Origin of the sequence: Micromonospora sp. NPDC049240, from assembly GCF_040647835.1 — a bacterium.
Taxonomy (GTDB): domain Bacteria; phylum Actinomycetota; class Actinomycetes; order Mycobacteriales; family Micromonosporaceae; genus Micromonospora.
The window spans coordinates 222,320-247,888 of the sequence record NZ_JBEZCX010000006.1; the positions used below are offsets into that span (position 1 = coordinate 222,320).

The window sequence follows — 25,569 nt, forward strand, 5'->3', positions numbered from 1 at the left end:
CACGAAAGAGCTACTCCGGAAGTGCGTTGCTCCCGGCGGTCACCTGCCACGCGCCCACCTGCCTGGCGGCCGCGTAACTCGCCCACGCGACGACCTCCACCAGCGCGGCGTCGCCCGGCTCCCGGGCCCGGAACTCGGTGATCACGTCCTCGTCCACCTGGTACGACGCGAAGACGGTCAGCAGCGCGAGTCGACCGGCGGCGCGGTCCGCCTCGGGCAGCTCGGCGACCAGCCGTTCGCACCACTCCCGGCTGAGCCCGGGATCCTCGCCCCGCCAGGTCGACAGGCGCTCGCCGACCAGGTGCCGCACGTCCGGGGACAGCGCCCGCGCGCCGACGGCGTCCAGCGCCGCGAAGGAACGCGCCACCGCCGCGGCCACCGCCGGGTGCCCCTCGGCCCAGGCCGCGTCCGCCGGCAGCGGGGCGTCGTGCAGCAGCGCCAGCGCCCGGCCCGACAGGCGGGTCTCGCGCAACAGCGGACTCAGGACCTGACTCAGCCCGTGCTTGAACCGGCGGCGGGCGTTCGGCCCGAACCGGCGAGGGACGAGGAAGCCCGGCAGGAACACGTTCACCACCCGGGTCAGGTAGTGGAACGTGACCGCGACACCGACGAGTTCCGGTCGGTCGGACGGGGCGAACGGCGGCTGCCGCACGGCCGGCTCGTCCGGTCGGTGCGCGACCCGCGCCCAGCCGGCCACGGCACGCAGTCCCGGGTCCGGGACCTCACCCGCGCGGTCGGCGACGATCGCCTCCGCGGTCTGTTCGCAGGACAGGTCGTACAGGCCGATGCTGTGCATGTCGACGCAGTACGGGCAGGTGTTGGCCACCGACACCGCCGCCGCGACGACCTCCTTGCGGGCGCGGTCGACCCGACCGGTGGCGGTGAGCGCCTCGCGGGTGAGCATCCAGTAGGCGGCCAGCGCCGCCGGCGACGGGGACTGCGCGAGGATCGGCGGAATGACCACCCGCATCTCGTCGGCGGCCTGCGAGTAGACCTCGGCGACAAGGCCGGTGGCGGCCGTGGGCGGCACCGGGCTGATGTACTTGACCTGCCGCTGGAGTACGGAGGAGATGACCCGCCTGGCAACCATGACCGGGTCTCACGAACTCGGTGCGGTGAGGCGCCGCGGCGGGGTCGGGGCAGGCGGTTCCGATCGGAAAAGCGGATAGGTGACCATGCCCTCAGCATGGGCGCGCCGTACACGCCACCACGTCTCCGGAAATGCGCAGCGGTCGAGGAATTGCGCAACCGGGAAGACTCCGCGTTCCGGTGACGGAGACGTCCGCAACGACGGAGATGAATGCCGACCGGGCTCGGTCATGCTGAAATGGACCGCGCCAAGTCCAGGCCGAATTCATTCGTGACGCCGAGGGCGCGGGCTATCCAGAAAGGACTGTCTGTTGCCCGACCATGAGCAGATCATCTCCGCACTGGTCGCCGACGGCGACGATGTCGACCGCCTGGTGGCGAACCTGACGCCGGATCAGTGGGCCTTGCCCACCCCCGCCGACGGGTGGACGATCAGACACCAGATCGCCCACCTCACGGCCACGTTCCATCTGGCGGGCACCGCCGCGTCCGACCCGGAGGGCTTCGCCAGGATCGCCGCGAAGCTGACGCCGGATTTCGACGCCAACGTGCGGGGCGCCATGCAGCGCTTCCTCGACGACCCGCCCGAGGTGCTGCTGGGCCAGTGGCGTGCCGTGCGGGCCGCCGCCGAGAAGGCGCTCGCCGCCGCGCCGCCGGAACAGCCGGTGCCCTGGCTGGTCCGGCCGCTGCCGCCGGGCGTGCTCGCCGCCGCCGGCATGATGGAGTTGTTCGGGCACGGCCAGGACATCGCCGACGCGCTGGGGGTGCGGCGCACGTACACCGACCGGCTGCGGGTGCTGGTGGCGTTCGCGGTGCGGGTCTGGGACTTCGGGTACCTCGCGCGTGACCTGACCCCGCCCGACGTGGAGTTCGGCTTCGACCTCACCGCGCCCTCGGGCGCGCACTGGCGGTTCGGTCCGGACGACGCCGCCCAGCGGATCACCGGCCCCGCGGTCGATTTCTGCCTGCTGGTGACCCGTCGCCGGCACCGCGCCGACCTCGCCGTGACCGCGACCGGTCCGGACGCCGAGTCCTGGTTGGACATCGCGCAGGCGTACCGCGGGCCGGCCGGGTCGGGACGCCGGCCGGGCCAGTTCGACCACATCCCGGCCACCGCCGGCTGATCATCGAGGTCGTTTCCATCCGGCCCCGGGGCCCGGGGCCGGTCGACCCGTACGGCATTGCCGTGCGCCTATACCGAAAGCCCCAGCGAGCGCATCTGCGTGTCGATTGTGGGCCATACCGCCGGAAAGCGGTCACGCGGTTACAGGGCACGTGAAAGCAATCCTAAAGATGCGCCCCGGCCGATTGGCTCAGAGACTCAGTGGTGGGGCGGCAGGCAGCCGTGGGAGATCGCCACCGAACGGTGGCGGTCTCTTTTCTGAAGCCCCGCGAACCATTTTTGCGCTCATCATGTCGATGCGGTCGTGCGGCACGCTACCCCGGGCGGGATCCCTGGGGAACCGGGGAGGCGACATGGACAAGGCAATCGAGCAAGCGGTCCACCGGGTCATCAGGTTGATGCGGGAGCGCCTCGGCGAGCCGCTCACGATCGACGACCTGGCCCGCACCGCGATGTTCAGCAAGTTCCACTTCTCGCGGATCTTCCAGCGGGCCACCGGCCTGTCCCCGAGGAAGTTCCTCTCGGCGATGCGGCTACAGGAGGCCAAGCAGCTCCTCGTGTCGACCTCCCTGAACGTCGTCGACATCAGCCACCGGGTCGGCTACAACAGCGTCGGCACGTTCAGCACCCGGTTCACCAGCAGCGTCGGGGTGTCGCCGACGACCTACCGGCGGTACGGCGGTCTCGTGCCGCGGATCGCCGTCGACGACCGGTCCGACGGGGCGCGTGGCCCGTCGGCGACCGTCGGCGGCACCATCTCCTCCGCTCCGGACATCCCGCTCGGCCACACGTTCATCGGTCTGTTCCCGCAGCAGATCCCGCAGGGGCGGCCGGTGAGCTGCACCGTGCTCGAACGACCGGGGCCCTACCTGCTGGACAAGGTGCCGCCGGGATCCTGGTTCCTCCTGGTGCACGCCCTGCCGCCCGGCGTGGTCAACGAGCCCGCCGCCCGTGGCGTGCGGCCGTACGTGTTACGGCACGGGCCGATCCGGGTCCACGACGACGGCGAGGTCGCCCTGCCCGACCTGGCGCTGCGTCCGCTCCGGCTGCTCGACCCGCCGGTTCTGCTGGCGTTGCAGGACGTCCGGTCGACGGCCCGGCGCATCGTCGAGGCGCGCTCCCGGCAGGGGCACGGGTTCGGCCTGTCGACACCTGGCGAACCCGCCACCGACAGGCCGGAACACGGGGGCGTCGGCGGACACCTCGGCACGGCCACCCGCGCGCCGAGCGACGCCGCCCGCGCCGCCTGACGCCCGGCACCGCGACGCCGTCGGCGCCCCCGGATCCCACCGGGGGCGCCGACGGCGACGGAGCGACCGGGCGTCAGGGCTTCGGAGGGTCGAACAGGGTCGGGAACTTGGCGGTCAGCGCGAGGTCGCCGCTGGTCTTCAGCTTGCCGCGCATGACCAGCGCCACCGCGTGCGCGTTTCCGGTGACCAGGTTCAGGAAGTCCACCGCACCGAGCGCCAGGGTCAGCCTGGGTTCCGCGCGGGGCGCCGGCGACAATGTACACGCACCATTCGCGATCACCATTTCATAGGTGTCCGTACCGCCGTCGGGCCGGTCGCCGATGACCCAGTGAATCACCGCGTCGAGAGTGCGCGCCCGGTCGGCCCGGAACACCCCGGGCATGCTGCTGAACAGCTCGTCGAGGACGGCCGTACGCCGCTCGCTGTGCATCATCTGGCGCAACTCGGCGGTCGGGGTCTTCTTGACCAGCCGGGCGAACTCACGCGGATCCATCGTGGCCGGATCGGCGTCATTTACAGCCATAGGAACCCCTCAATGGGAGACGATGTGCGCACTGGTGCTGCTGCCGATTGTTGTGCATCGGTCACGAATGATCCGACTCCGAGGTTGCGTGACCACGGATAACACCGGCGACGCAACGCGGGAGATGCATCAGCCTGTTTATCCCCGCCACGATGGGTCCATCGCGAACGGAACCGCCCACTCTGGTCCACGCCCACCGGCCGCCAGAGACTGCGTGCAATCCCGTCCAAACGGCAGCACGACCTACTGGGAGAGACGCCGTGCAACCCGAAACCCTAGACGCCGATCCGGCGCGCACAATGACAATCGAGGCGTTCGCCGACACGATCGTCCCCGGCGAGAAACGTTCGCCCGACGACCGCGCCATCGCCGGCGCCGCTACCGGCGGCGGCGCTGTGGCATCGGGCGCTATCGACCTACTGGAACAGCCCGGCGGTGGCCTGGCGCCCGCCCTGGACTCGCTCGCCATTTCCCTCAACGACCACGCCATCGAGTACGCGCAGAAGCGCGACCTCGTGCTCGACGACGACGTGCCGCCGTTCGTGGCGTTGTCGTTCGCCGACCGCACGGAACTCGTCCAGCTCCTCACCGCCCCGGAGCACCCGGAGCGACAGATGTGGGTGTCCCTCGCGCTGTTCAGCAACATGGCCTTCGACAGCGCCGCGCACCTGGGCACGCTGGACGCGATGGCCGCCGGCCATCCGGGTCTGCTGAGCATCGGCTACTTCCGGCCGGACACCGACGGCGTCTGGCGCTTTCCCCAGTTCTCCTACGGCCGGCAACTGGCCGACATCCATCCGAACACCACCACGACGGGCAGCCCAGCGTGACCGCTATCGAGTCAACCGACGTCCTCGTGATCGGCAGCGGCTTCGGCGGCGCGATCGCGGCCTACCATCTCGCGGCCGGCGGCGCGCGCGTCACCGTTCTGGAGCGCGGCCCCTGGCTCACCGCCGAGGAGTTCGACCACGACTTCCTGCTCGGCTCGTCCTACACGCGCATCTTCGACTTCGTGGTCGGCGACGGCATGAGCGTGCTCAGCGGCAACTGCGTCGGCGGCGGCAGCGTCGTCTACTTCGCCACCATGCCGCGGGCGCCACGGTTCGTCTTCGAACGCCGGGGCAGCATCGGCCGGCGGATGTGGCCGGCCGCCATCAGCCGGGACACCCTCGAGCCGTGGTACGACCGGGTCGCCGAGGCCCTGCCGGTGCGGCTCACCCCCTGGGACCAGGTGCCGTTCGCCGGAGGGCTCTTCGCGGCGGCCTGCGCCCACGCCGGCCGCACCGCGAATCCGGCGCCGTCCGCGATCGACCTCGACCTGTGCACCAACTGCAACTGGATGATGGCCGGGTGCCGGTTCGACGCGAAGCGCTCGCTGCTGCTGAACTACCTCCCGGCCGCGCTCGCGCACGGCGCCGAGATCCGGCCCATGCACGAGGTCCAGTACCTGTCCCGCAACGACGACGGCGGCTACCGGGTGCACTACCGGATCGTCGACGACCTCGACTACCGGGTCCTGCACGACGAGGGCGCCATCGACGCGAAGATCGTCGTGCTGGCCGCCGGCGCGGGCGCCACGCCGGTCATCCTGCAGCGCTCCGAGCCGCGACTGGGCCCGATGCCGCACGCGGTGGGCCGCTACTTCTCCGGCAACGGCGAGCGACTCAACACCGCCGTCTTCGACGAGGACCGGGTTCGCGAGGTGCTCGGCCTCACCCGGGACGGCGGCCAGGCCTACGCCGCCTACCAGATCGGCCGGGGACCCACCGTCGCGAGCTGGGACCAGCTCGACGGCAGCCTCCCGGAGTACGAACGCTTCTCCCTCGAACAGCTCTACTTCCCGCCGGGGCTCGGCACGATCCTGGCCCAGGCGCCCGACGCCACCGGCCCGACCTGGTTCGGCGTGGAGAAGAAGGAGATGATGCAGCGCTGGCAGTCGTGGCTCACCATCTTCACGATGTCCGAGGACGACAACGAGGGTGTCTTCGGGCCGCCGCCCGAGACCGGCAACTCGCACCGGCTCTCGCAGCAGATGCTCGGCAACGGGCCGCTCCGCTACCACCCGACCGCCAACACGTGGCGGGGCTGGTCGCTGTCCGACGCCGCGGTCAAGGACACCCTGGAACGCGACGGGCTCGCCCGCGTCATGCCCTGGACCAACGATCTGGTGGGTGCGTACACCGTGCACCCGCTGGCGTCCTGCCGGATCGGCGACGACCCGGCGACCTCCGCCCTGGACGACGGTCACCAGCTGCGCAACCATCCGGGGATCTTCGTCACCGACGGCTCCGCGGTGCCCGGCGCGCTGACGGTGAATCCGGCGATGACGATCGCGGCCCTGGCCGAGCGGGCCATGCCCGGCATCGTCCGGGCCGCGCAGGAGCGCGGTGTTTCGGTACGCTACGGTGCGCCGTCACCCGAGGGTGAGACCGCCAGCCGGCGGGCGGTCCCCCGCGCCGCGTAGCTGAGAGGGTGCCGGCGCACCGTGCGCCGGCACCTTGCCGCGATCCATACCACGTGGAAAGAAGTCCGTTGTGGTAACGCTCTTCGCCCGGGCCACCCGGCGGGTGTCGGTGACGCACATCCGCCACGTCGCCCCGGTTTCGCTCCGCGCCGCGACCGGCCTGACCGCCCGGGTGTACCGGCAGATGGAAGCCGACTTCGGCATGGTCGCGCCACCGGTGATGCTGCACGCCGCCGCACCCGACACGCTCGCCGCCTGCTGGTCGATCCTGCGGGAGACGATGCTCGCCCCGGGCCTGGTCGACCGGTCCGTCAAGGAGGCGGTGGCCGCCGCGGTGTCGCTGGCCAACCAGTGCCCGTACTGCGTCGAGGTCCACGGTGCCGCCCTGGCCGGGCTGCTCCGTGGACCCGACGCGTGGGCCGTCGCCGGGGACCGGTTCGACGACCTCAGCGACCCGGACGTACGGGAGTTGGCGCGGTGGGCCCGGGCCAGCGGGAACCCGTCGGCGCAGGCACGGCATCCGGCGCCGTTCCCACCCGGGCAGGCGCCGGAGCTGATCGGCGTCGCGGTCACGTTCCACTACATCAACCGGATGGTGAACGTCTTCCTGCAGGACTCCCCGATGCCGCCGGCTCCCGCCCCGGTGCTGCGGGTGGTCCGGCGGGTCACCGCCCGGCTCATGCGGGGCATGGCGAGCCGGCACTCCGACCCCGGTCGGTCCGCCGACCTCCTGCCCGACGCTCCGCTCCCGGCCGACCTCTCCTGGGCCGCCGGGCCACCACACATCGCCGGCGCGGTGGCCCGGGTCGCCGCCGCGATCGACGCCGGTGGGGCGCGGAGCGTGCCGGAGCGGGTCCGCCGGTTGGTGTCGGCTCAGCTGGCCAGCCGGACGCCCGAGCCGGCCGGGCTCGGCGGTGACGCGCCGTGGAAGTCGGCGGTCGCCGAACTCCCGGAGAGCGACCGACCCGCCGCGCGGTTGGCGTTGCTGGCCGCGCTCGCGTCCTACCGGGTCACCGACCCGGTCATCGAGGACTTCCGCGCTCAGGGCCACGACGACCGGGCGATCATCGAGCTGACCTCCTGGGCGAGCTTCGCGGCAGCCCGGCAGATCGGCGCCGAGCTGCACCGCGACCTCGCCTCGGGCCCGAGCCCGCGGTGACCCGCCGGGCGGCCGGCCCCCTGTCACCGGCCGGTCCCGGCCCGGTGGAGCGGCCCGGCCCGCGGCCCTGATCGCACCGTCACGCCGGGTCGCCACCGGGGGCCGGCCTCGGCCTCGTACGCGCCGCACGCGGACCGCGAGGCCCCGGTGGTCCCGGGTCGACGCCGGCGGCCGGACCGTGGCCGGGATCCGGCGCGGCGGGACACCCGTACCCGGGCGGATCCGCCGGTGCGGACATTCGCCGTCACTGCCGTTCGATCAGGAACGCGCCGCCATCTGACGGTCGGCGCAGAAGTCGCATTCCCATCCGCCCCCGACGTGATTCGGATCGCCTGCTCCGTGCCGATGACCGGCGCCATCGGGCGCGGCAACACCGAAGATGCAGCGATGTGGTCGCGGTGCGATTGTCGTTACGTCGGCAGCCGCTGTCCGCGCCCGAATACGCCGACGCCCACCCCTCACGCCACGGCCGAACGAGCCGCCACCGGCCTCATGGAAGCGAGAACTGCATGACGACGAATTCCGCACCGACCGGCGCCAAGACCGCGGACCAGGACGCGGACCAGGCCGAGATCGCCGCCCTCCCCGCCCGCATGATCAAGACGTGGGCGGCGCATGACGCCGACGGTTTCGCCGATCTGTTCGTCGAGGACGGAACGCTCATCCTGCCCGGCGTGTACAAGAAGGGCCGCGCGGAGATCCTGGAGTTCATGGCGGCCGGATTCGCGGGCCCCTACAAGGGCACCCGGGTGACCGGTCAGCCCATCGACATGAAGCCGCTCGGCCCCGGCGCGGTCGCCCTGATCAGTCAGGGTGGCGTCATTCCGGCCGGCGAGACGGAACTCCCGGACACGGCCGCGATCCGCGCCTCGTGGATTGTCGTGAAGCGCGACGGCCAGTGGCGTCTCGCCGTCTACCAGAACTGCCCGCGCAACCGTCCGGAGTAGCACGACCGAGCCCGGGTGTCGCGGCTGCCGGCGCGGTACGTCCCTCGGCCGACCGCTGCCGTCCGGCGTCCCGCCCCGGGCTCCCCGCAAAGTCGAAGTTGCGGCCCGTGCCGCGCCGCTGGGACGCTGACCCGAGCCAACTTCTCGTCACCATAAGAATTGACCCACAACGATAATGACGGAGGGTTGACATATGGCCAAGAAGACCGGTATCAGCGTGTGGTTGAGCGATCCCGCCAGTTACCGGATGGCGGATCAGCCGGACATCGCGGTGGCCGCTGCCCGCGAATTCAACGAGAAGCACCCGGAATATCTGGTCGAAATCAAGCCCCACGACTTCTACACGATGCCCGAGGCCGTGACCCGAGCCGTGGAGGAGGGGAATCCGCCCGACGTCGCGGAATTCCACTTCACGTTGACGCGGACCATGATGGACACGCTCAAGAGCGACGGCACGCCGCTGTTCACGTCCATCGACCAGGCCATCGCGGGGCGGACCGAGATCCTCGGCGAACCGGTCATGTTCGACGACATGCTGCCCACGGCGCGGGAGTTCTTCCGCTACGCCGGCGAGCTGGTCTCCGTGCCCCGGACGGCGTCCACCCTGGTGCTCTACGCCAACATGAGCATTCTCAACCGCGCCGGCGTGACCAAGCCCCCGCGCACCTGGCGCGAGGTGGAGGCCGCGTGCGAGGCGGTGGCGAAACTCCCCGACGGGCCCTCGCACGGCATCGCCTGGCCGAACTGCTACTGGTTCTTCCTGCAGTCCGTCGCCCAGCAGGGCGGCCTGATCGCCGACCACGACAACGGCCGTTCGGCGCGGCCGGAGAAGGTGAACCTCGCCTCGGACGAGATGATGGCCTACGTCGAGTGGTGGCGACGCCTCCACCGGAACGGCCACTATCTCTACACCGGGACGGCAGGTGACTTCCTCGGTTGCTTCAAGGCGTTCGAGAACCAGGAGATCGCGCTGCTCATCACGTCATCCGTCGACGCCACCCACCTGATCCAGCGAGGTGAGCGGCACGGGTTCACCGTCGCGGCCGGCCGCATGCCGTACAACGACGAGGTCCCCTTCGCGGGCAACAGCCTCGGCGGGTTCTCGCTCTTCCTCGCCTCGGGTCTCAGCAAGGAGAAGCAGGACGGCGCGCTGGCCTTCATGCAGTACCTGAACAGCCCGCGCTACGTCGCGGAATGGGCCAAGCTGCACTGGCGCATCCCCATCACCAAGCCGGCGCTCGACGCACTCGCCGCCGAGGACTGGTTCGCCCGCAACCCTAACCTGCTACCGGCCAGTGAGCAGGCGGCGGAGACGGACGGCTCGCCGGCGTCGCTCGGACCCCTCATGGGCGACCACGCCGCGATCGTCGCCAAGCTGGTCTCCGCGATGCAGGACGTCCTGGTCGACGACGCCGACCCGGCCGTCGCGTTCGCCAAGGCGAGCGAGGAGGCTCAGCAGATTCTTGAGGCCTACCACGCGTACGTCGACGGGCCGCCGCGTCGGACCCCGCGCGACTACACCGTCAGCATCTGATTTCGCGCCACCGTCGCAGCCGCCGGGCAGCATCGCAGACGAGTCGCCACCTTCCAGATATCCGGAGGGTGGCGACGGCGCTTTCACCGATCGACCGGGTCACCGGAGCCGGCCGGCCGGCGGCCGCGATGTCACCCGGCCACCCCGGCGCCGCTCGACAATTCCCGCACGGTCGGAGATGCCCGCCGGCGATGTTGCGGCTGGACTGAGATAGCACGTCGAAACCGTGAAAGGAGCTTCCACAATGACGACGTCGCTGGGGAGCCTCTCCACCCGCGTGCGACCGATCGTCGCACCACCCTGAGTGGACCCTGGGACACGGACACCACAGTGGATGGTGCCCGGCCCGCCCCTGACGCGCCGGCGTGCCGAGCGGGGGCACGTCGACATCCGAGCAACGGATCCACACCCATCCGGCCGCGGCGCGGCCTCGACCAACGAGGGAAGTCAGCATCGATGATTCTCGAGGACCAGTACTTTCTTGGCTACCGGAGCGCGGAGCACGATCGCCTGCGGGCGCAGGCGGAGGACTTCCGGTCCGAGGCGGCATGGTTGTTCGACCAGGTCGGTCCGCTCGACGGTAAGCACGTCGTGGAGCTCGGCGTGGGACCCCGTGGCTGCCTGGACGAGTTGGCCCGACGGGTGGGACCGACCGGGTCCGTCATCGGCGTCGAGCGCGACGCGGAGTCGGTCGAGCTCGCGCGCAAGTTCGTGGTGGACCGCACGCTTGACAACGTCGAGGTGCGCCACGGCGACGCGCGTGCGACGGGCCTCCCCGGCGACAGCTTCGACCTCGTCACCGAGCGACTGATCCTGCACAACGTGCCTCGGCCCGAGGAGATCGTCACCGAGGCGGTACGGCTCGCCCGCCCGGGCGGCTGGGTCGCGTTCCACGAGGGCGACCGGGTGGGGCAGGTGTGCGACCCGCCCGCCGAGTCGTGGACCCGGCTCATGGAGGTCTCCCAGCGGTACGCCGACCTCAACAAGATCAACCTGTTCGTGGGCAGGCGGATGCCCAACCTGCTCCGCCGCGCCGGCCTCGTCGACGTCCAGGTGCGGCCCGTCGTCTACATCGACCACGAGCCCGGACACGAGCGGCGGATGGTCCTCGCCGACTTCGCCGAGAACCTGCGGGACCGGCTCATCGCGAGTGAGCTCATCACCCGGGAAGAGTTCGACGAGCTGCACACGGCGTTGAGCAGTCACCTCGCCGATCCCGGCACCAGCGTGATCTCTCACCTGTACGTGCAGGCCTGGGGCCGCAAGCCCGAGTGACCGCGTCCTGGTCCAGCGGAAGCCGGCCCGCGACGGCCCCGCTGGACCATCCCGGGCGTCCCCGCACGGTAGAAGATGACCACCGGCGGTGTTGCGGCTGGACTGGGGTGGCGCGCCGACGCCCCGAGAGGAGCTGCCACCATGACCACGCCGCTGGAGAATCTCTCCACCGAGACGCGAACCTTCGCCCCACCACCTGACCTGGCCGCCCGAGCCAACGTCACGGCGGACACCTACGACGACGCCGCCGCCGACCCGCCGGCGTTCTGGGCCCGGCAGGCGGAGCGGCTCACCTGGGCGCGGGAATGGGAGCAGGTCCTCGACTGGAGCAATCCGCCGTTCGCCAAGTGGTTCGTCGGCGGTGCGCTCAACATCGCCTACAACTGCGTGGACCGCCACGTCGAGGCGGGCCGGGGCGACAAGGTCGCCATCCACTGGGTGGGCGAGCCCGGCGACACCCGCACGATCACCTATGCGGACCTGCTCAAGAGCGTCAGCCAGGCGGCGAACACGCTGACCGAACTCGGTGTGACGGCCGGCGACCGGGTGGCCATCTACCTGCCGATGATCCCGGAGGCCGTGGTCGCGATGCTGGCCTGCGCCCGCGTCGGCGCCCCCCACAGCGTCGTCTTCGGGGGCTACTCGGTGGACGCGCTGGCCACCCGGATCGAGGACGCGGGCGCGAAGGTCGTCATCACCGCGGACGGTGGCTACCGGCGCGGGGAGCCGTCGGCGCTCAAGCCCATCGTCGACGACGCCGTCGCCCGGTGCGCCAGCGTCGAGCACGTGCTCGTCGTCCGCCGGACCGGGGAGGACGTCACCTGGGGCGAGAAGGACCTGTGGTGGCACGAGACGGTCGAGCAGGCCGACGACAGGCACGAGCCGCAGGCGTTCGACTCCGAGCACCCGCTCTTCATCCTCTACACCTCGGGGACCACGGGTAAGCCGAAGGGCATCCTGCACACCAGCGGTGGTTACCTGACCCAGGTCTCGTACACCCACTGGGCCGTCTTCGACCTCAAGGCCGACACCGACGTGCACTGGTGCGCCGCCGACATCGGCTGGATCACCGGGCACTCGCACATGGTCTACGGTCCACTGTCGAACGGCGCCACCGAGGTCATGTACGAGGGCACCCCGGACACCCCGCACCCGGGCCGGTTCTGGGAGATCGTCGACAGGTACAAGGTCAGCGTCCTCTACACCGCGCCCACCCTGATCCGCACCATGATGAAGTGGGGCAGCGACATCCCGGCCAAGTACGACCTGTCGTCGCTGCGCATCCTCGGCAGCGTCGGCGAGCCGATCAACCCCGAGGCGTGGATGTGGTACCGCGAGCACATCGGGCACGACCGGACCCCGGTCGTGGACACCTGGTGGCAGACCGAGACCGGCGGGATGATGATTTCGCCGCTGCCCGGCGTGACCGCCACGAAGCCCGGCTCGGCGATGGGACCGCTGCCGGGCATCTCCGCCGACGTGGTCAACGACGACGCCGAGTCGGTGCCGAACGGTGGGGGCGGCTTCCTGGTGCTCCGCAAGCCGTGGCCGGCGATGCTGCGGACCATCTGGGGCGACGACAAACGCTTCGTCGACACCTACTGGTCCCAGTTCGGCGCCGGCGCCAACGCCGGTGACGAGTGGGTCTACTTCGCCGGTGACGGCGCGAAGCGCGACGAGGACGGCGCCCTGTGGCTGCTCGGCCGGGTCGACGACATCATGGTCATCTCCGGCCACAACATCTCCACCACCGAGGTCGAATCCGCGCTGGTGTCGCACCCGGCGGTCGCGGAGGCGGCCGTGGTGGGCGCGGCCGATCCCACCACCGGCCAGGCCATCGCCGCCTTCGTCATCGCCCGCAGCACCGTGGAGACCGCCGGCGAGAGTGGTGACCAGCTCAAGGCCGACCTGCGCAACCATGTCGCCAGGACGCTCAGCCCGATCGCGAAACCCCGTTCGATCATCTTCGTGGGCGAGCTGCCCAAGACCCGTTCCGGCAAGATCATGCGACGCCTGCTGAAGGACGTCGCCGAGAATCGCACGCTGGGCGACGTCAGCACGCTGATGGACTCGACGGTCATGGACATGATCCGGGCGGGGTCCGGAACCGCCGAGGACTGAGCCGGAACCCGTACGACGCGCCGTCGAGGCGCTCCGCGCCACCGGCGCCGGCGGTATCGCCGGCGCCGGTGCGCCGCGTGGACCTCAGCCGGCCGGGAGCGCGGCGGAAGCCGGGAGGGCGCCGGCCGCGGCGGGAACCGGAACGATCTCCGTCCCGTCCAGGATCCTGGACGGGACGGAGATCGCGGACCGGGCGCCCCGGCCGTGGTGACCGGGCGGGCGTCCCGCCCGAACGCTCAGCGTCCCCGCCAGACCGGGTCCCGCCGCTGGGTGAAGGCGAGCGGGCCCTCGGTCGCGTCGGCACTGTGCATGCGCTGCTCCTCCCAGGCGTAGCGGGTGGCGAAGGCGTCGGCGAGGCTCCGGGTCGCGGCGGTGGCCGCGGCCTCCTTGATCGCCCGCACCGACAGCGGGGCACAGCGCAGGATGTCCTCGACCCAGCTCGCCACGCTCGCGTCGAGTTCGGCGGCCGGCACCACCTCGTTGACCAGTCCGAGCTCGTAGGCGCGGGCGGCGTCGAACCGGCGACCGGTGATCAGGTGCCCGACCGCGACCCGGTAGGGCACCTGACGGGTCAGCCGGAAGACTCCGCCCGCCCCGGGGATCAGACCGAACCTGGCCTCGGTGAGCCCGAAGACCGACCGGTCCGAGGCGATGATGACGTCACAGGCCAGGGCCAGCTCGCAACCACCGCCGAGGGCGTACCCGTCGACCCGGGCGACCAGCGGTTTGGCGAGGCCGAACCGCTCGGTCAGCCGGGGCCAGCCCGGCTTGCCCCGGCTGCCGAAGGTGGACGGCGTGGCCCGGCCCTGCTCGGTCAGGGCCACCAGTTCCTTGAGGTCCTGACCGACCGAGAAGGCGCGCTCACCCGCTCCGGAGAGCACGCCGACCCAGATGTCGTCATCGGCTTCGAAATCGTCCCAGATCTCGGCGAGTTCCTCATGCGTACGCAGGTCCAGCGCGTTCAACACATGTGGCCGGTCCAGCGTGATGTAGGCGACCCGCTCCTGTTTCCGGTACCGAACGGTCACCTCGGCACAATCGACAGAGCGTGGTGGAACACGTTCCGCGGGTCGTACCGCTTCTTGATCTGCTGCAGACGCGGGTAGTTGGACTTGTAGTAGAGCTCCGCCCACGACGTCCCGGACGTGTTCCAGGCCGGGTCAGCGAGATCGGCGTCGATGTAGTTGATGTAGCTGCCGCCATTGATCGCGTTCGGCACCGGCACGCCGCCCGTCTCCGAGAAGACGTCCCGGTAGAACTCGCGAATCCACTTGATGTTCTTCGCGTCGTCGGCGGGCGAGGTCCACCGGCCACCGGTGAAGTACACCCGCAGGACGCAGTCGCGGTCCGCCGTCGCGGTCGCGTCCTTGGCCACCGCGTTGATTCTGCCGCCGTACCCGGACATGGTGAGCGCGGCGCCCGCGTTCGTGGGCTCCGGGTCGGTCAGCCGACGGTAGATGGTCGCGAGCTGGCTGTCCGAGAATCCCTTGCGCAGGTTGGCAGCCTTGTCCTTGGAACGCGAATCCGGCTCGCTCTGCCAGTTCCGGTCGTCCAGGTACGGCGCGAACTCGGTGGTGTCCGACGCGGGCTGCACGCCCACCCCGGACATGACCGCCTCGACGTGTGCGTCGACGAGGGCCTGCGCATTCGGCACCCCGCTGTCGACACCCACGATGAAACCGACCGGCCCGGCCGACTTGTGGAAGGTGAAGAACCCACCCCACAGATTCGCGTACGGCGAGTCGGGCGCGCTGTTCTGCTCGTACCAGTTGGTGTAGTTCCGGAAGAACTTCAGGAACGAGGTGCGGTCCAACTGGTCCCAGGACATCACGACCGCTCGCCGGATCATGGTCGCGGGCGCCCGGGGCAGCAGGTCGGCGGGGTCGGTGGAGTCCGTGCCCGGACGTCGCATCCAGTAGCGCGTCACGACGCCGAAGTTCCCGCCCCCGCCACCGGTGTGCGCCCACCAGAGGTCCCGGTTGGGGTCACCCTCGTCACGCGTCGCGACGACGATCCGGGGCTTGCCCGACTTGTCGACGGTCACGACCTCCACGGCGTACAGGTAGTCGGCCGCGAGACCGTACCGACGCGACAGGAAGCCGTAGCCGCCGCCGGCGATGTGGCCACCGACGCCCACGCCGGGGCAGATTCCGCCCGGAATGGTGACCGCCCACCCCTTGACGAGGGTGTCGTACACCTTGCCCAGCGTCGCGCCGCTCTCGATGGCGAACGCCCGCCGCTTGGGGTCGTAGTAGACATCCGACATCTGCGAGAGGTCGATCAGTTCCTGAATGTCAGGAGAGGAGGTGAGATTCTCGAAGGAATGGCCGCCGCTGCGAACCGCAAATCGCTTGTTCGCGGCGACCGCAGCGCCGACGACCTCGGCGACCTGCTTCGCGTTGTAGACCAGGTGCACATTCTGCGGGCTGCCCTCGAAACGCCTGTTCCACGGCGTGATGAGGCTCGGATAACGCGGGTCGTTGGTCCCGACCACCACCGCGTCGGGCGACGCGCACTGCGCACTCGTTGACGATCCTGCGTGGATAGCCGGCGGTGCCGCACTCGCGCTGGTCCCGTTCAGCCCAACGGTGATCCCCCCGGCAACCGCACCTGCTAGCAGCCCACGGCGACTTAAATCCGCCATCTTCAGTTCCCCCAATCGTCACAGTGACGGGGTACATGAGAACAGCGAGGTCACACAGGGGTCTACTTCAAAATTGCTCTATGCGGCGATTCAGGTAGCTCTTTTGGAGGTGTATCGCGAAGGGCCGGCCTGCGACAGTGACATGCACAAGTGGCTTCTGACGTGTGCCCCGACGCCCAATTAAGGCCGAATGCGAAGGAGTCGGGCGGCTGTGACACCGAGCATCAATGACCGGGTGACGCCCGACCAGCCGTCGCGCCCCGACACCCACCACCCGGCGCCGGCTTGACCACCAGTTCGTTGAACGCTAATCCACCCTCTAAGGAGCGGGCATGACGCAGCGAGAAGACCTGCGAAGCGACCCCAACGGGGCACTCTCAACGGACGAGCACCCGCGCGGCGAGACAGAGAGCACCATCGCGCGGATATTCGGCGAGATGCTCGGCATTTCCAGCCTGCCGCGCATGGCGTCCTTCTTCGATCTGGGCCTTGACTCCGTAGCGGTGACCGTCGCGTGCGCCCGGTTGGAACAGGCGACCGGGATCCGGGTCCGGTTCACCCAGCTCTTCCGGACCCCGACCGTCGCGCAGCTGGCGACGTGGATCGACGCCCACGACAGCGGGAACGGCGCGCCCCGCACCTCGGTCGCGCCACCGGCCGAGCGCAACGCCGAGCTCGTGGCGATCACCCCCATGCAGGCGCACACCGTTCCGATGGACATCGTGCCGCGGTTCGCCTGGTGGTTCGACGGCCAGGTCGACGACGTGGCGCTCGCCGCCGCCGCCACCGACGTGCACCGCCGTCACCAGGCCCTGCACGCCAAGTACCTCTACGAGCCGGATCTCGGCCTGGCCGAGGTGCCGGCCGATCCGGGCCAGGCGCGGTTCCAGCGGCTGCCGGAGCAGGACGACGACGGCGCGGCCGGCGACGCGCTCTGGGAGGCGCTGGAGCACCCGCTGCACATCGACCAGGGTGAGGTCTGGCGGTGCGTGATCGTGCACAGCAGGCAGAGCAATCGCACCCTGTTCGGGGTGGCCGCGCACCACGCCGCGTTCGACGGCCGTTCGCTGGAGATCATGACGGCGGAGCTGTCGGCGGCCTACTCCGCCCGCGCGGCCGGGAGGGCGCCGCAGTGGTCCGGCAGAACCGCGACGCTCGCCGAGATGGCCGCGGACTACCGTCACCAGCTCAGGACGCAGGACGCCGAGGCCCAGCGCCGGTACTGGCTCAACGAACTCCGCGACCTCCCGCCCTGTCGCCTTCCCGGGCGCAAGGACGGGCCGACGGAGCCGAGCGGACCCGCGGCCGACTTCTCCTTCACCGTGTCGAAGACGCGGCTGCGGGCCTGGGACGACTACGCCAGCGCCAACGGCATGCCGCCGTCGGTGGGGATGGTGGCGGTGTACGTCCAGTCCCTCATCCGGGCGGGCGCCCCGCACGACCTCGGCCTGATGGTGTCGATCGGGAACAAGGCCGGCGCGATGATCGACGCGACGATCACCACCCGGGTCGGCAACATCCTGCTGCGGCCGAACGGGCCGTTCCGGTCGGGCCCGCACCTCCTCGCCCGCATCCGTGACTCGTACCTCCAGGGCATGGCCGCGCGCGACGTCCTGCTGGACATGAAGCAGATGGCCAGCATCCTGGGCGCGTTCGGCGGGCTGGAGGCCATGTTCATCGGCAAGCCGGCCGTGGTCTACAACTCCGTGCCGACGCTCAGCCTCGGCAGCGTCCCCGGCGTGATGGATTCCCGGAACGACGACTGGACGGCGTCCGTGCACGACTTCGTGCTCGAGGTCCTGCCCGTCCCCGACGGCCTGGAGATGCACCTGGTGGTGCGGACCGACCTCTACGAGGGCAGCCTCGCCAACGAACTCGGCAAGCACTTCGCCGACATCATCGACAACGGGCCGAAGCAGCTCGAAGTGGAGACCGCGGGCTGACCGACGTCCCGAGGTCGGGCGCCACGTGCCGGTGGCCGCTCGACGCCGAGGTCTCCGGTCGCGGGGTCATCGACGAAGATGAACCCCGCCACCGGAGACCTCGTGGCATGCACGGGGGTGGCGAACGGCACGACCTGGTGCACGGCCCCCGGGTGCGACCGGCCGGGCCGTCCCGCCCGGGCCCGCGCCTCCCACGCCCCCGAACCTGGCGGTGCCGCCGGCGGGCCCGAAGGGCTCCGCCGGCGGCCGACCACCTACGTGGGGACGACGCCTAACCGATCAACTCCGGTATCACCTTGCCGGCGAACAGGTCCATGCTCGTCCGGTCGTAGGCGGCGTCCGCGAAGTAGGCGATCACGTAGCCGACCCCGGCGTCGGCAGCCTTGCGCAACCGCTCGACGATCTGCTCGGGGGTCCCGACCAGACCACGGCGGAACTCGCCGAGCCAGGATTCGAGCGCCTCGGGCGGCATCAGCGGCTCGTAGTGGGACCTCATCCGCGCCATGCTGTCGGCGACGTCCTTCTCGGTCTCGCCGATGGTCACGAGGTAGTAGGCCGAGCGGGTGATCGCGTCGAAGTCGGTGCCCACGTCCTTGCAGTGCTGGGCCAGGACCCGGGACTTGTGCGCGAACTCGTCCAGGCTCAACGTCCCGAAGTTCGTGTACTGCGCGTACTTCGCCGCGGTCCGCAGCGTCTTCTTCTCGCCGGAGCCGCCGATCCACAACGGGATCCCACCGGCCTGAAGCGGAAGCGGATTGCTGACCGCACCATCGAGCTGGTAGTGGCGTCCCGCCAGCGTGGCCGTGCCGGTCGTCCACAACTGCCGCATGATCTGCGCGCCCTCGTCGAGCATGCCGAGCCGATCGGCGACGCTGGGGAAACCGTAGCCGTAGCCACGCCATTCGTCCTCGAACCAGCCCGCGCCGAGGCCGACGTCCAACCGGCCGCCGCTCATCACGTCGACGCAGGCCGCCATCTTGGCCAGGTACGCCGGATTCCGGAAACCTATGCACGTGCACAACTGCCCGAGCCGCACCCGGGACGTGCAGACCGCGAACGCGGCCATCATCGACCACGCTTCGAACGCCGACTCGTTGCTCGGCGCCGGAATGGTGAGAAAGTGGTCGCTGACCCAGATCGAATCGTACGGCCCGGCGTCGGCGGCCTGGGCGATGTCACGAATCGTGGACCACTGCTCGGCCACCGGTATGTTGACGAGGTCGAGACTGTAGCCCTGCGGCAAGTGCACACCAAATCGCATGTTCAGACCCTTTCTATCGACATACCCGGATGCTGTCCCCGCGCGCCGGGGTCCCACGGCCGCCCTCACCCGTTGAGCGTCCGGTCCCGCACCTCGTGGAGATCGTCGAACGACGACAGGTCGGGCACCGTCCAACCGTCCAGGTCGTACTCGGAGAGGCACTCCTGCGCGAAGGCCTTGTAGTCGTCGATCTCACCGCTCGCGAGCTGCGCCGAGAGCAGCTCGACCCGGGTGTTCTCGTGATTGCCCGCGTAGTTGCGCTCGTAGAGCTCGTGCCGCCCGCCGAACTCGGTGCCGACGGCGTCCCACAACAGCTTCATGACCTTCATGCGCTCGACCGCGTCGCTGCCGTCGGAGCCGCGGAGATACTGGTCCAGGTACGGCCGGATCTCCGGGTTCTTGAAGTCCTCGGCGCTGGAGTTGATGTAGATCAACCCGCTGGCGACATCCTGCTGGATGATCTCCTTGATCCTCGGATAGCCGATCTGCATGAACCACCGGTATGCCATCCCGTACCGCGGGTTGGGCAGGACCGCGCCGTTGTGCCAGGGCACCGGGTTGCGGGCCGCCGCGTCCGAGAACGCCCAGAACAGGTTGCGCCAGGCCAGCACCTCGCCGATCCGGGTCTGCACGCCACGGAAGTCCTTGGCGCCGGTGAGTTCCACCGCCCGCGCGAGCAGGCCGGCGATGAACTCGAGTTTCACCGCCAGGCGGGTGCAGCCCTGGAACGTGAACCGCTCGGAGAAGCCCGACCGGCTGGGGAACAGTTGGACCTTTCCCAGATGGCCGTAGATGAACACGTTCTCCCACGGGATGAGCACCTTGTCCATCACGAGAATCGTGTCGTTCTCGTCCAGCCGGGAGGAGAGCGGGTAGTCGAACGGGCTGCCCATCAGTGCCGCGCTGGCCGTGTAGGACGGACGGCAGATCAGCTTCAGCCCGGGCGCCCCCATCGGAACGGTCGCCACGAGCGCGAACTTCTTGTCCTTGATCGGCAGGCCGTAGTGCGCGATGAAGTTGTAGTGCGTCAGCGCCGAGCCGGTGGCGACCACCTTGGCGCCGCTCACGACGAGCCCGGCGTCGGTCTCCTTCTCCACGTGCACGAAGACGTCACCGACCTCGTCCGGGGAGCGGTTCCGGTCGACCGGCGGATGCGCGATCGCGTGGTTCCAGTAGAGGACCTTCTCCTGGGACTCCGCGTACCACCGCCGCGCGTTCTCGTCGAACGGCTTGTAGAAGTCGGCGTTCGCACCGAGCGTGCCGAGGAAGGCGGCCTTGTAGTCGGGGCTGCGCCCCATCCAGCCGTAGCTCATCCGGGCCCAGGCGGCGATGGCCTGCTGGTGCTCGACCAGGTCCTCCGCCGAGCGGGGTGTGGTGAAGAACTTGTGGGTGAAGCCGTCGCTGCCCGTGTCGGTGGGCGAGGTGAGCACGTCACGCGTGCGCGGGTCGTGCAACGCGTCGTAGAGCCGCGCGGTCATCCGTACCGGGTTGTAGAACGCAGGATGACTGGTCATGTCCTTCACGCGATCACCGTAAAGATACAGACAGCGGTCGTCACGCAGCGATTCGATGTATTCGGCGCCGGTCATCGGCCGCGTTTTCCGCGGTTCATGCATCTTCTCTTGATCCGCCATTTCGTTCCTCCGAACAGGCGATCGACGACTGAGCATCAGGGCGTGAGGAAACTGCGTGCTGGGCGGCTTTTTACGCTCGAACGGGCGCTCCTCGGATCGGCAGGCGAGACGGCAGGAACCGGCTCTCTCGCACCAGTGGGGAGCCGGCCGCGCGGTCAGACGTCGGAAATGACGGCCACACCGCCGATTCTTCGCGAACTTTCGGGTAAGCGCATCTTCTGTGTTGCAGAGTGCTGCCCCGAAGCGCCGGCCACCGGAAAAATCCGGGTCGGCAGCGGAGAAGTAGTCCGCGCCCCGGTCGCCGGGTATGCTGCGCTGATTCGAGTCGGGAACGCCGGCCGAGGGCTCGCACCCGCATACCTCGTCCACCATTGTGTTGCCCCGGGGCGCAGCCCCGCACACTCGGCCGCCTTCATCGCGCACGAGACAACGCGTGGCCGCCCGGCTTCCCGGCCCGGTGTGCTCGGGAGTGTCCACCAGGCTGCACCGGCGACGCGGCGGCCCGCGCCGGTCAGCGAAGCCGGGCCCTCGCCCTGACGGTTTCAGGGCTCGCCCGGTTGGTTCACGTCAGCCGCCACCTCGGCGATCGGCTGGTCTGTCTCGCGGACGACCCGGGCGTCCCGCACGGGACTCCCGGGTCGAACCGCCACCTCTTCTCCAGGGACCGTGATCAGGTCGCCGGATCGTGCACTTCTGGCCGGATCAGATCACCTCAGTCGGCTACGGCCGGCGCTACCTCCGGAGCAGCCGGCGCGGCCTTCTCCTCCGACGGCTTCTCCTCCGACTCGGGCCTGGTCCGCTCGCCCCACCGCGCCACGGCGGGCGCCAACAGGCCCACCAGGGCGAAGAACACGCCGATGCCGACCAGACCCGGCCGGCCGAGGGTCAGGATGAAGCTGAGGAACAGCAGCGGGGCGAACGCCTCGCCGATGCCGGAGCCGATCCCGAGGAAGCCCATGTACTGCCCCTGTGCGTGCGCCGGCGGCAGGCCGAAGTTGAGGGCGAAGGAGCCCGCCATGTACCACAGCTCGCCGTAGGTGTGCACGAGGACGGCCGCGACCAGCAGGAGCACCGCGGCCCAGCCGGGAAGCCCGCTCGCGAAACCCATCCCGGCACAGCTGAACAGGAGGAGCGCACCGGCGCGCCGGATCGCGACGCCACCCTGCCGGATCGTCTTCACCTTGTTGCCGACGCGAACCATGAACAAGACGATCAACGTGTTGTTGATGATGTAGAAGACCGCAACCGTCCAGGTCGGAGCATTGGTGGCATCGACCACCCACAGCGGCAGCAGCATATTGATCATGAAGAGCTGGAGGTTCATGGCACCGGCGATCGCCGTCCACGCGACGAAGGGCCGGTCGGACAGCACACCCCAGCGGGACGCGGTTTCCGGCTTCGGCAACGGCTCGTAGTCGGGCAGCCGGGTGAAGACCAGCAAGGCGCCCAGGAAGCTGAGCGCGTCGAGGGCGATCATCAGGTGGTACGCGGTCGGCGTACCGATCTGGATCACGACGGCACACCCGGCGGTGCCCAGGCCCATGGCGACGAACTGGATCGCGTGCACCTGGGCGCGGAAGCCGACCGCCTCGTCGCCGGCCACCCGACGCAGCAGCGATTCGGACGCCGCCACGGACGCCTTCATCGCCAGCATGTCGAGGGTGGCGGCGATGACAAGTTGGGTGAAGTTGTCGATGAAGATGAATGTGGTAGCCGTCAGGGCCTGGATCACCAGCATGACCTTGACGGTCTTCACCGGACTCCACCGGTCGGCCAGGTTGCCGACCGGGACACCGCTGATCAGGCTGATGGCGACGCCGATGGTGAGGGCGAGACCCACCTGCGAGGCGGGCAGCCCCACGATTCGGGTGAAATACAGGCTCATACTGACGACCAGCAGCCCGAACCCGAACATGTTGATAAAGGTGCCCAGCGCGTAAAACCGCTTCGGCCCAGCCTCGGGAACAAGGGAGCGAAGCTCCTTGATCGGGTTAAACCTCGGCATGCAGTACCACCATCTCTCGCCGTCCGCCAGCGGATGCTACCTATTGGAACCAGACCTTACTACCTTTTAGGCACGGAACCTTCGGCACAACTTCCAGATTGCTCTCCCCAACAGACGAAACGCTCTCCGGTTTGCCTCCCGTCTATTGCGCGGCGGCCTCCCCGAGCAAGCCGCTGACCTGGAAGAAGACAAAGGAGAGTGGCGGGATTCCCACCCATCCGACGCTTCTCCCCTTTGGGGGGCGCCCGACTCGACCTCGTCGCGACCGCCCGGCGCGGCGGCGAGTCGGGCGCGCCGGGCGGGTTGACACACCGCCCGAAATCCGACAAAAAACCTAAGCTTCTGCATACACTCATCCCACCCAAGTAGTAAATATGGGGGGCAACTCCGGCACGTCCACCGCGCCTCATCAATGGGGCCGGCGGAGGGGCGCGACCGGAGGTCCCGAGTGGATCCCGAGTGCCGGCGCACCCATGGCGAGGGTTCGCGCCAGACGCGCACCAGATGGACGCCGCGCCGACGGAGGTCCGGGTGGTGGCAACCGATCATCGAGAGGTGGAGCATGGCAAAGCTGATCTACGTGACGAACGTGTCGCTCGACGGCTACATCGAGGACGAACGCGGCGACTTCAACCTGTTTCCGGTCGATGACGAGGTGTTCGTGTGCTACACCGACATCGTGCGGTCGGCGGGCACCTTCCTCTACGGACGGCGGCAGTACGAGGCGATGGCCGTCTGGGAGACCAATGACGCGCTGGCCGCGCAGTCCGACCTCACCGCCGACTTCGCCAACGCCTGGCAGGCTGCGAGCAAGGTCGTCTACTCCGGGAGCATCTCCTCGGCGTCAACCGCCGACACCACTGTCGAACGTCGTTTCGACCCCGGCGCGGTCAAGGAGATGAAGGCCGCGGCCGACAGCGACCTCACCATCGGAGGCGCCAATCTCGCGACGCAGGCCTTCAAGGCCGGGCTGGTCGACGAGTGCCAGCTGTTCGTCCTGCCCGTCGCCGTCGGTGGGGGCAAGCCGGGACTGCCGACCGGGATGCGTACCGACCTCGATCTCGTCGACGAGCGTCGGTTCCGCAACGGCGTCGTGCACCTGCGCTACCGCCCTCGCGAACAGGAAGCGACAGCCCGATCCGCACGGTGACCCACCGGCGTGGCCACACAGTCGTACGGTCGGGGTCGACGCGGACGCCCTCAGCGTCACCCTCGTCGACCCCGACCGCTCCGCCGGCCCGCTCCACGACCCGGCGGCTACCGACAGACGATCAGTGGACCGCGGCCGGAGCCTCGGTTGGTCGGGTTCGTCCCGGCCGGCCCCACCGCCGCATCACCGGACGCTCCACCAGGGAGTACAGGAGCCAGGCGACGAGCACACAGGCCAGATAGGAGCCGATGAGGAACGCTATCGCGGGCAACGTGGCGAACGGTCGCGAGGTGAACATCCCGCCCAGGCCCCACTGGTGGTTGAACGCGGCCTGAAGGGAGAAGAACACCGTGATGTGGACGAGGTAGAAGGCGTACGAGATCTCGCCCAGGAAGACCATGACGCGGGTGTTGAACAGCGTCCGGCGCCCGCCGAGGTCCGCCGCGGCCGTGCCGGTGATCGCCAGGGCGAGCGGGATGAGGAACGCCGTCTGGTACCCCTCCTCGAACAGCTTGAGCGGCAGGGTCGCCACGTACGCCGCCGCCACCACCGCCGCGATGAGCGACGGCCGGATGTTCGGCCAGCGGCCCGTGATCAGGATCCTGGCCATGACCATCCCGACCACGAACTCGAACATCCGGGTGACCGGGAAGTAGTAGATGAACCACAGCTGGGGCCAGGAGAGCGAGGCGGAGATGGGCGTCGCCGGGCTGTCGGGCAGGAGCAGCCGCGAGACCACCGGCATGAGCAGGGCGGCCAGGGCGGCCAGCCCGGCGTACAGCCACAGCCGGCCGGGCCGGATCCGGTTGATCACGATCAGCAGGAGCGGGAAGCACAGGTAGAACAGCAGCTCCACCGACAACGTCCAGGTCGGCGGGTTCACCGCGAGGAGCTGGTAGTCGAAGCTCGGCACCCACGCCTGCATGAGCGGGAGGTTGGCCAGCGCCTCGGGCCACAGGATGGTGCGCCCGGCCACGAACATCAGGACCAGCAGAATGGCGTAGACCACGAGGTGGTTCGGGAAGATCTTGAAAAACCTACGTCGGTAGTAGTTCTTCAGGCCGTCGCGCGGCTTGCCCGACCAGGTGAGGATGAAGCCGCTCAGCACGAAGAAGAACATGACGCTCAGCGGACCCAGGTTGCGGGAGAACTCGTTGTAGGCGTTCTGCACGCCCTGGTCGGAGAAGAGCGGCTGGAACATCGCGTGGTGGATGAACACCAGGGTCGCGGCCACGGTCCGCATCGCCGTCAGGGAGGGGAGTCTGATGCCCGGAGGTGTCGGGGAATCCGTTGCCCCGTCCACCCTTTCTTGCACTGTCATCGGCGGCTGTCCTTTCGCTCCGGCCGAGGATCCCACGCGTCCGTCGCGACCACGTCTTCGTAAATGCGTTCATGTCAGCGCGCGGGCGAGGCCGGGGCGGCGGGCCGACGAACGTGACGTGGATCG

Annotated in this window: 19 protein-coding genes; 11 read left to right on the forward strand and 8 right to left on the reverse strand. The window is 69.5% G+C overall.

The window, feature by feature from the left end; all coding sequences use genetic code 11:
• Window positions 1–10: 10 nt before the first annotated feature.
• Window positions 11–1,090, reverse strand: coding sequence for a carboxymuconolactone decarboxylase family protein (locus AB0B02_RS11435; protein WP_357299459.1), 1,080 nt, complete (start codon window positions 1,088–1,090; stop codon window positions 11–13).
• A gap of 310 nt (window positions 1,091–1,400) precedes the next feature.
• Here AB0B02_RS11435 and AB0B02_RS11440 point away from each other — a divergent pair, with 310 nt between their 5' ends.
• Window positions 1,401–2,213 (forward strand): TIGR03084 family metal-binding protein, encoded by an 813-nt coding sequence (locus AB0B02_RS11440; RefSeq protein ID WP_281942519.1) that lies wholly within the window; start codon window positions 1,401–1,403, stop codon window positions 2,211–2,213.
• Window positions 2,214–2,565: 352 nt separating this feature from the next.
• Complete coding sequence (locus tag AB0B02_RS11445) at window positions 2,566–3,462, forward strand: AraC family transcriptional regulator (RefSeq protein WP_357299463.1); 897 nt, start codon at window positions 2,566–2,568, stop codon at window positions 3,460–3,462.
• A gap of 73 nt (window positions 3,463–3,535) precedes the next feature.
• Here AB0B02_RS11445 and AB0B02_RS11450 read toward each other — a convergent pair whose 3' ends face one another.
• Window positions 3,536–3,985 (reverse strand): SCP2 sterol-binding domain-containing protein, encoded by a 450-nt coding sequence (locus AB0B02_RS11450; protein ID WP_357299466.1) that lies wholly within the window; start codon window positions 3,983–3,985, stop codon window positions 3,536–3,538.
• A gap of 299 nt (window positions 3,986–4,284) precedes the next feature.
• On the opposite strand from AB0B02_RS11450, the gene AB0B02_RS11455 reads away from it, so the two are divergent.
• The 7 genes from AB0B02_RS11455 (at window position 4,285) to acs (ending at window position 13,485) form a co-directional block, all read left to right on the forward strand.
• Complete coding sequence (locus tag AB0B02_RS11455; RefSeq protein ID WP_281942715.1) at window positions 4,285–4,815, forward strand: DUF5987 family protein; 531 nt, start codon at window positions 4,285–4,287, stop codon at window positions 4,813–4,815.
• Entirely contained in the window at window positions 4,812–6,449 is a 1,638-nt protein-coding gene (locus AB0B02_RS11460) for a GMC family oxidoreductase (RefSeq protein ID WP_281942523.1), read from the forward strand. Before AB0B02_RS11455 ends, AB0B02_RS11460 begins: the two co-directional genes overlap by 4 nt.
• 70 nt (window positions 6,450–6,519) lie before the next feature.
• Complete coding sequence (locus tag AB0B02_RS11465) at window positions 6,520–7,608, forward strand: carboxymuconolactone decarboxylase family protein (RefSeq protein WP_357299469.1); 1,089 nt, start codon at window positions 6,520–6,522, stop codon at window positions 7,606–7,608.
• A 509-nt stretch (window positions 7,609–8,117) separates the two neighbouring features.
• Complete coding sequence (locus tag AB0B02_RS11470) at window positions 8,118–8,555, forward strand: SgcJ/EcaC family oxidoreductase (RefSeq protein ID WP_281942716.1); 438 nt, start codon at window positions 8,118–8,120, stop codon at window positions 8,553–8,555.
• Between the two features lie 193 nt (window positions 8,556–8,748).
• On the forward strand, window positions 8,749–10,089 hold the full coding sequence (locus AB0B02_RS11475; RefSeq protein WP_281942527.1) for an extracellular solute-binding protein: 1,341 nt from the start codon (window positions 8,749–8,751) through the stop codon (window positions 10,087–10,089).
• 456 nt (window positions 10,090–10,545) lie between these two features.
• A complete protein-coding gene (locus AB0B02_RS11480; protein WP_281942529.1) occupies window positions 10,546–11,364 on the forward strand; it encodes a methyltransferase domain-containing protein in 819 nt (272 codons plus the stop codon).
• A 141-nt stretch (window positions 11,365–11,505) separates the two neighbouring features.
• A complete protein-coding gene (gene acs, locus AB0B02_RS11485) occupies window positions 11,506–13,485 on the forward strand; it encodes an acetate--CoA ligase (RefSeq protein WP_357299475.1) in 1,980 nt (659 codons plus the stop codon).
• 236 nt (window positions 13,486–13,721) lie between these two features.
• Here the strand turns inward: acs and dpgD are convergent, their stop codons facing one another.
• On the reverse strand, window positions 13,722–14,513 hold the full coding sequence (dpgD, locus tag AB0B02_RS11490) for an enoyl-CoA-hydratase DpgD (protein ID WP_357299478.1): 792 nt from the start codon (window positions 14,511–14,513) through the stop codon (window positions 13,722–13,724).
• Window positions 14,510–15,982 carry an FAD-binding protein gene (locus AB0B02_RS11495; RefSeq protein ID WP_281942536.1) on the reverse strand — a complete coding sequence of 491 codons (1,473 nt, stop codon included), beginning with the start codon at window positions 15,980–15,982 and terminating at the stop codon, window positions 14,510–14,512. Before AB0B02_RS11495 ends, dpgD begins: the two co-directional genes overlap by 4 nt.
• A 479-nt stretch (window positions 15,983–16,461) precedes the next feature.
• On the opposite strand from AB0B02_RS11495, the gene AB0B02_RS11500 reads away from it, so the two are divergent.
• Complete coding sequence (locus AB0B02_RS11500) at window positions 16,462–18,072, forward strand: condensation domain-containing protein (RefSeq protein WP_281942538.1); 1,611 nt, start codon at window positions 16,462–16,464, stop codon at window positions 18,070–18,072.
• A gap of 271 nt (window positions 18,073–18,343) precedes the next feature.
• Here AB0B02_RS11500 and AB0B02_RS11505 read toward each other — a convergent pair whose 3' ends face one another.
• The 3 genes from AB0B02_RS11505 to AB0B02_RS11515 form a co-directional block, all read right to left on the reverse strand.
• The gene (locus tag AB0B02_RS11505) at window positions 18,344–19,333 is read right to left on the reverse strand and encodes an LLM class F420-dependent oxidoreductase (RefSeq protein ID WP_281942540.1); all 990 of its coding nucleotides are present in this window, start codon (window positions 19,331–19,333) and stop codon (window positions 18,344–18,346) included.
• A 65-nt stretch (window positions 19,334–19,398) separates the two neighbouring features.
• On the reverse strand, window positions 19,399–20,967 hold the full coding sequence (locus AB0B02_RS11510; protein WP_281942542.1) for a 4-hydroxyphenylacetate 3-hydroxylase N-terminal domain-containing protein: 1,569 nt from the start codon (window positions 20,965–20,967) through the stop codon (window positions 19,399–19,401).
• Between the two features lie 712 nt (window positions 20,968–21,679).
• Window positions 21,680–22,972 (reverse strand): MFS transporter, encoded by a 1,293-nt coding sequence (locus tag AB0B02_RS11515; protein WP_281942544.1) that lies wholly within the window; start codon window positions 22,970–22,972, stop codon window positions 21,680–21,682.
• Window positions 22,973–23,534: 562 nt separating this feature from the next.
• Between AB0B02_RS11515 and AB0B02_RS11520 the strand changes: the two genes are divergently transcribed.
• Complete coding sequence (locus tag AB0B02_RS11520) at window positions 23,535–24,122, forward strand: dihydrofolate reductase family protein (protein ID WP_281942545.1); 588 nt, start codon at window positions 23,535–23,537, stop codon at window positions 24,120–24,122.
• A gap of 121 nt (window positions 24,123–24,243) precedes the next feature.
• On the opposite strand, the gene AB0B02_RS11525 is transcribed toward AB0B02_RS11520, so the two are convergent.
• Entirely contained in the window at window positions 24,244–25,365 is a 1,122-nt protein-coding gene (locus tag AB0B02_RS11525) for an acyltransferase (protein ID WP_357299486.1), read from the reverse strand.
• Window positions 25,366–25,569: the final 204 nt, after the last annotated feature.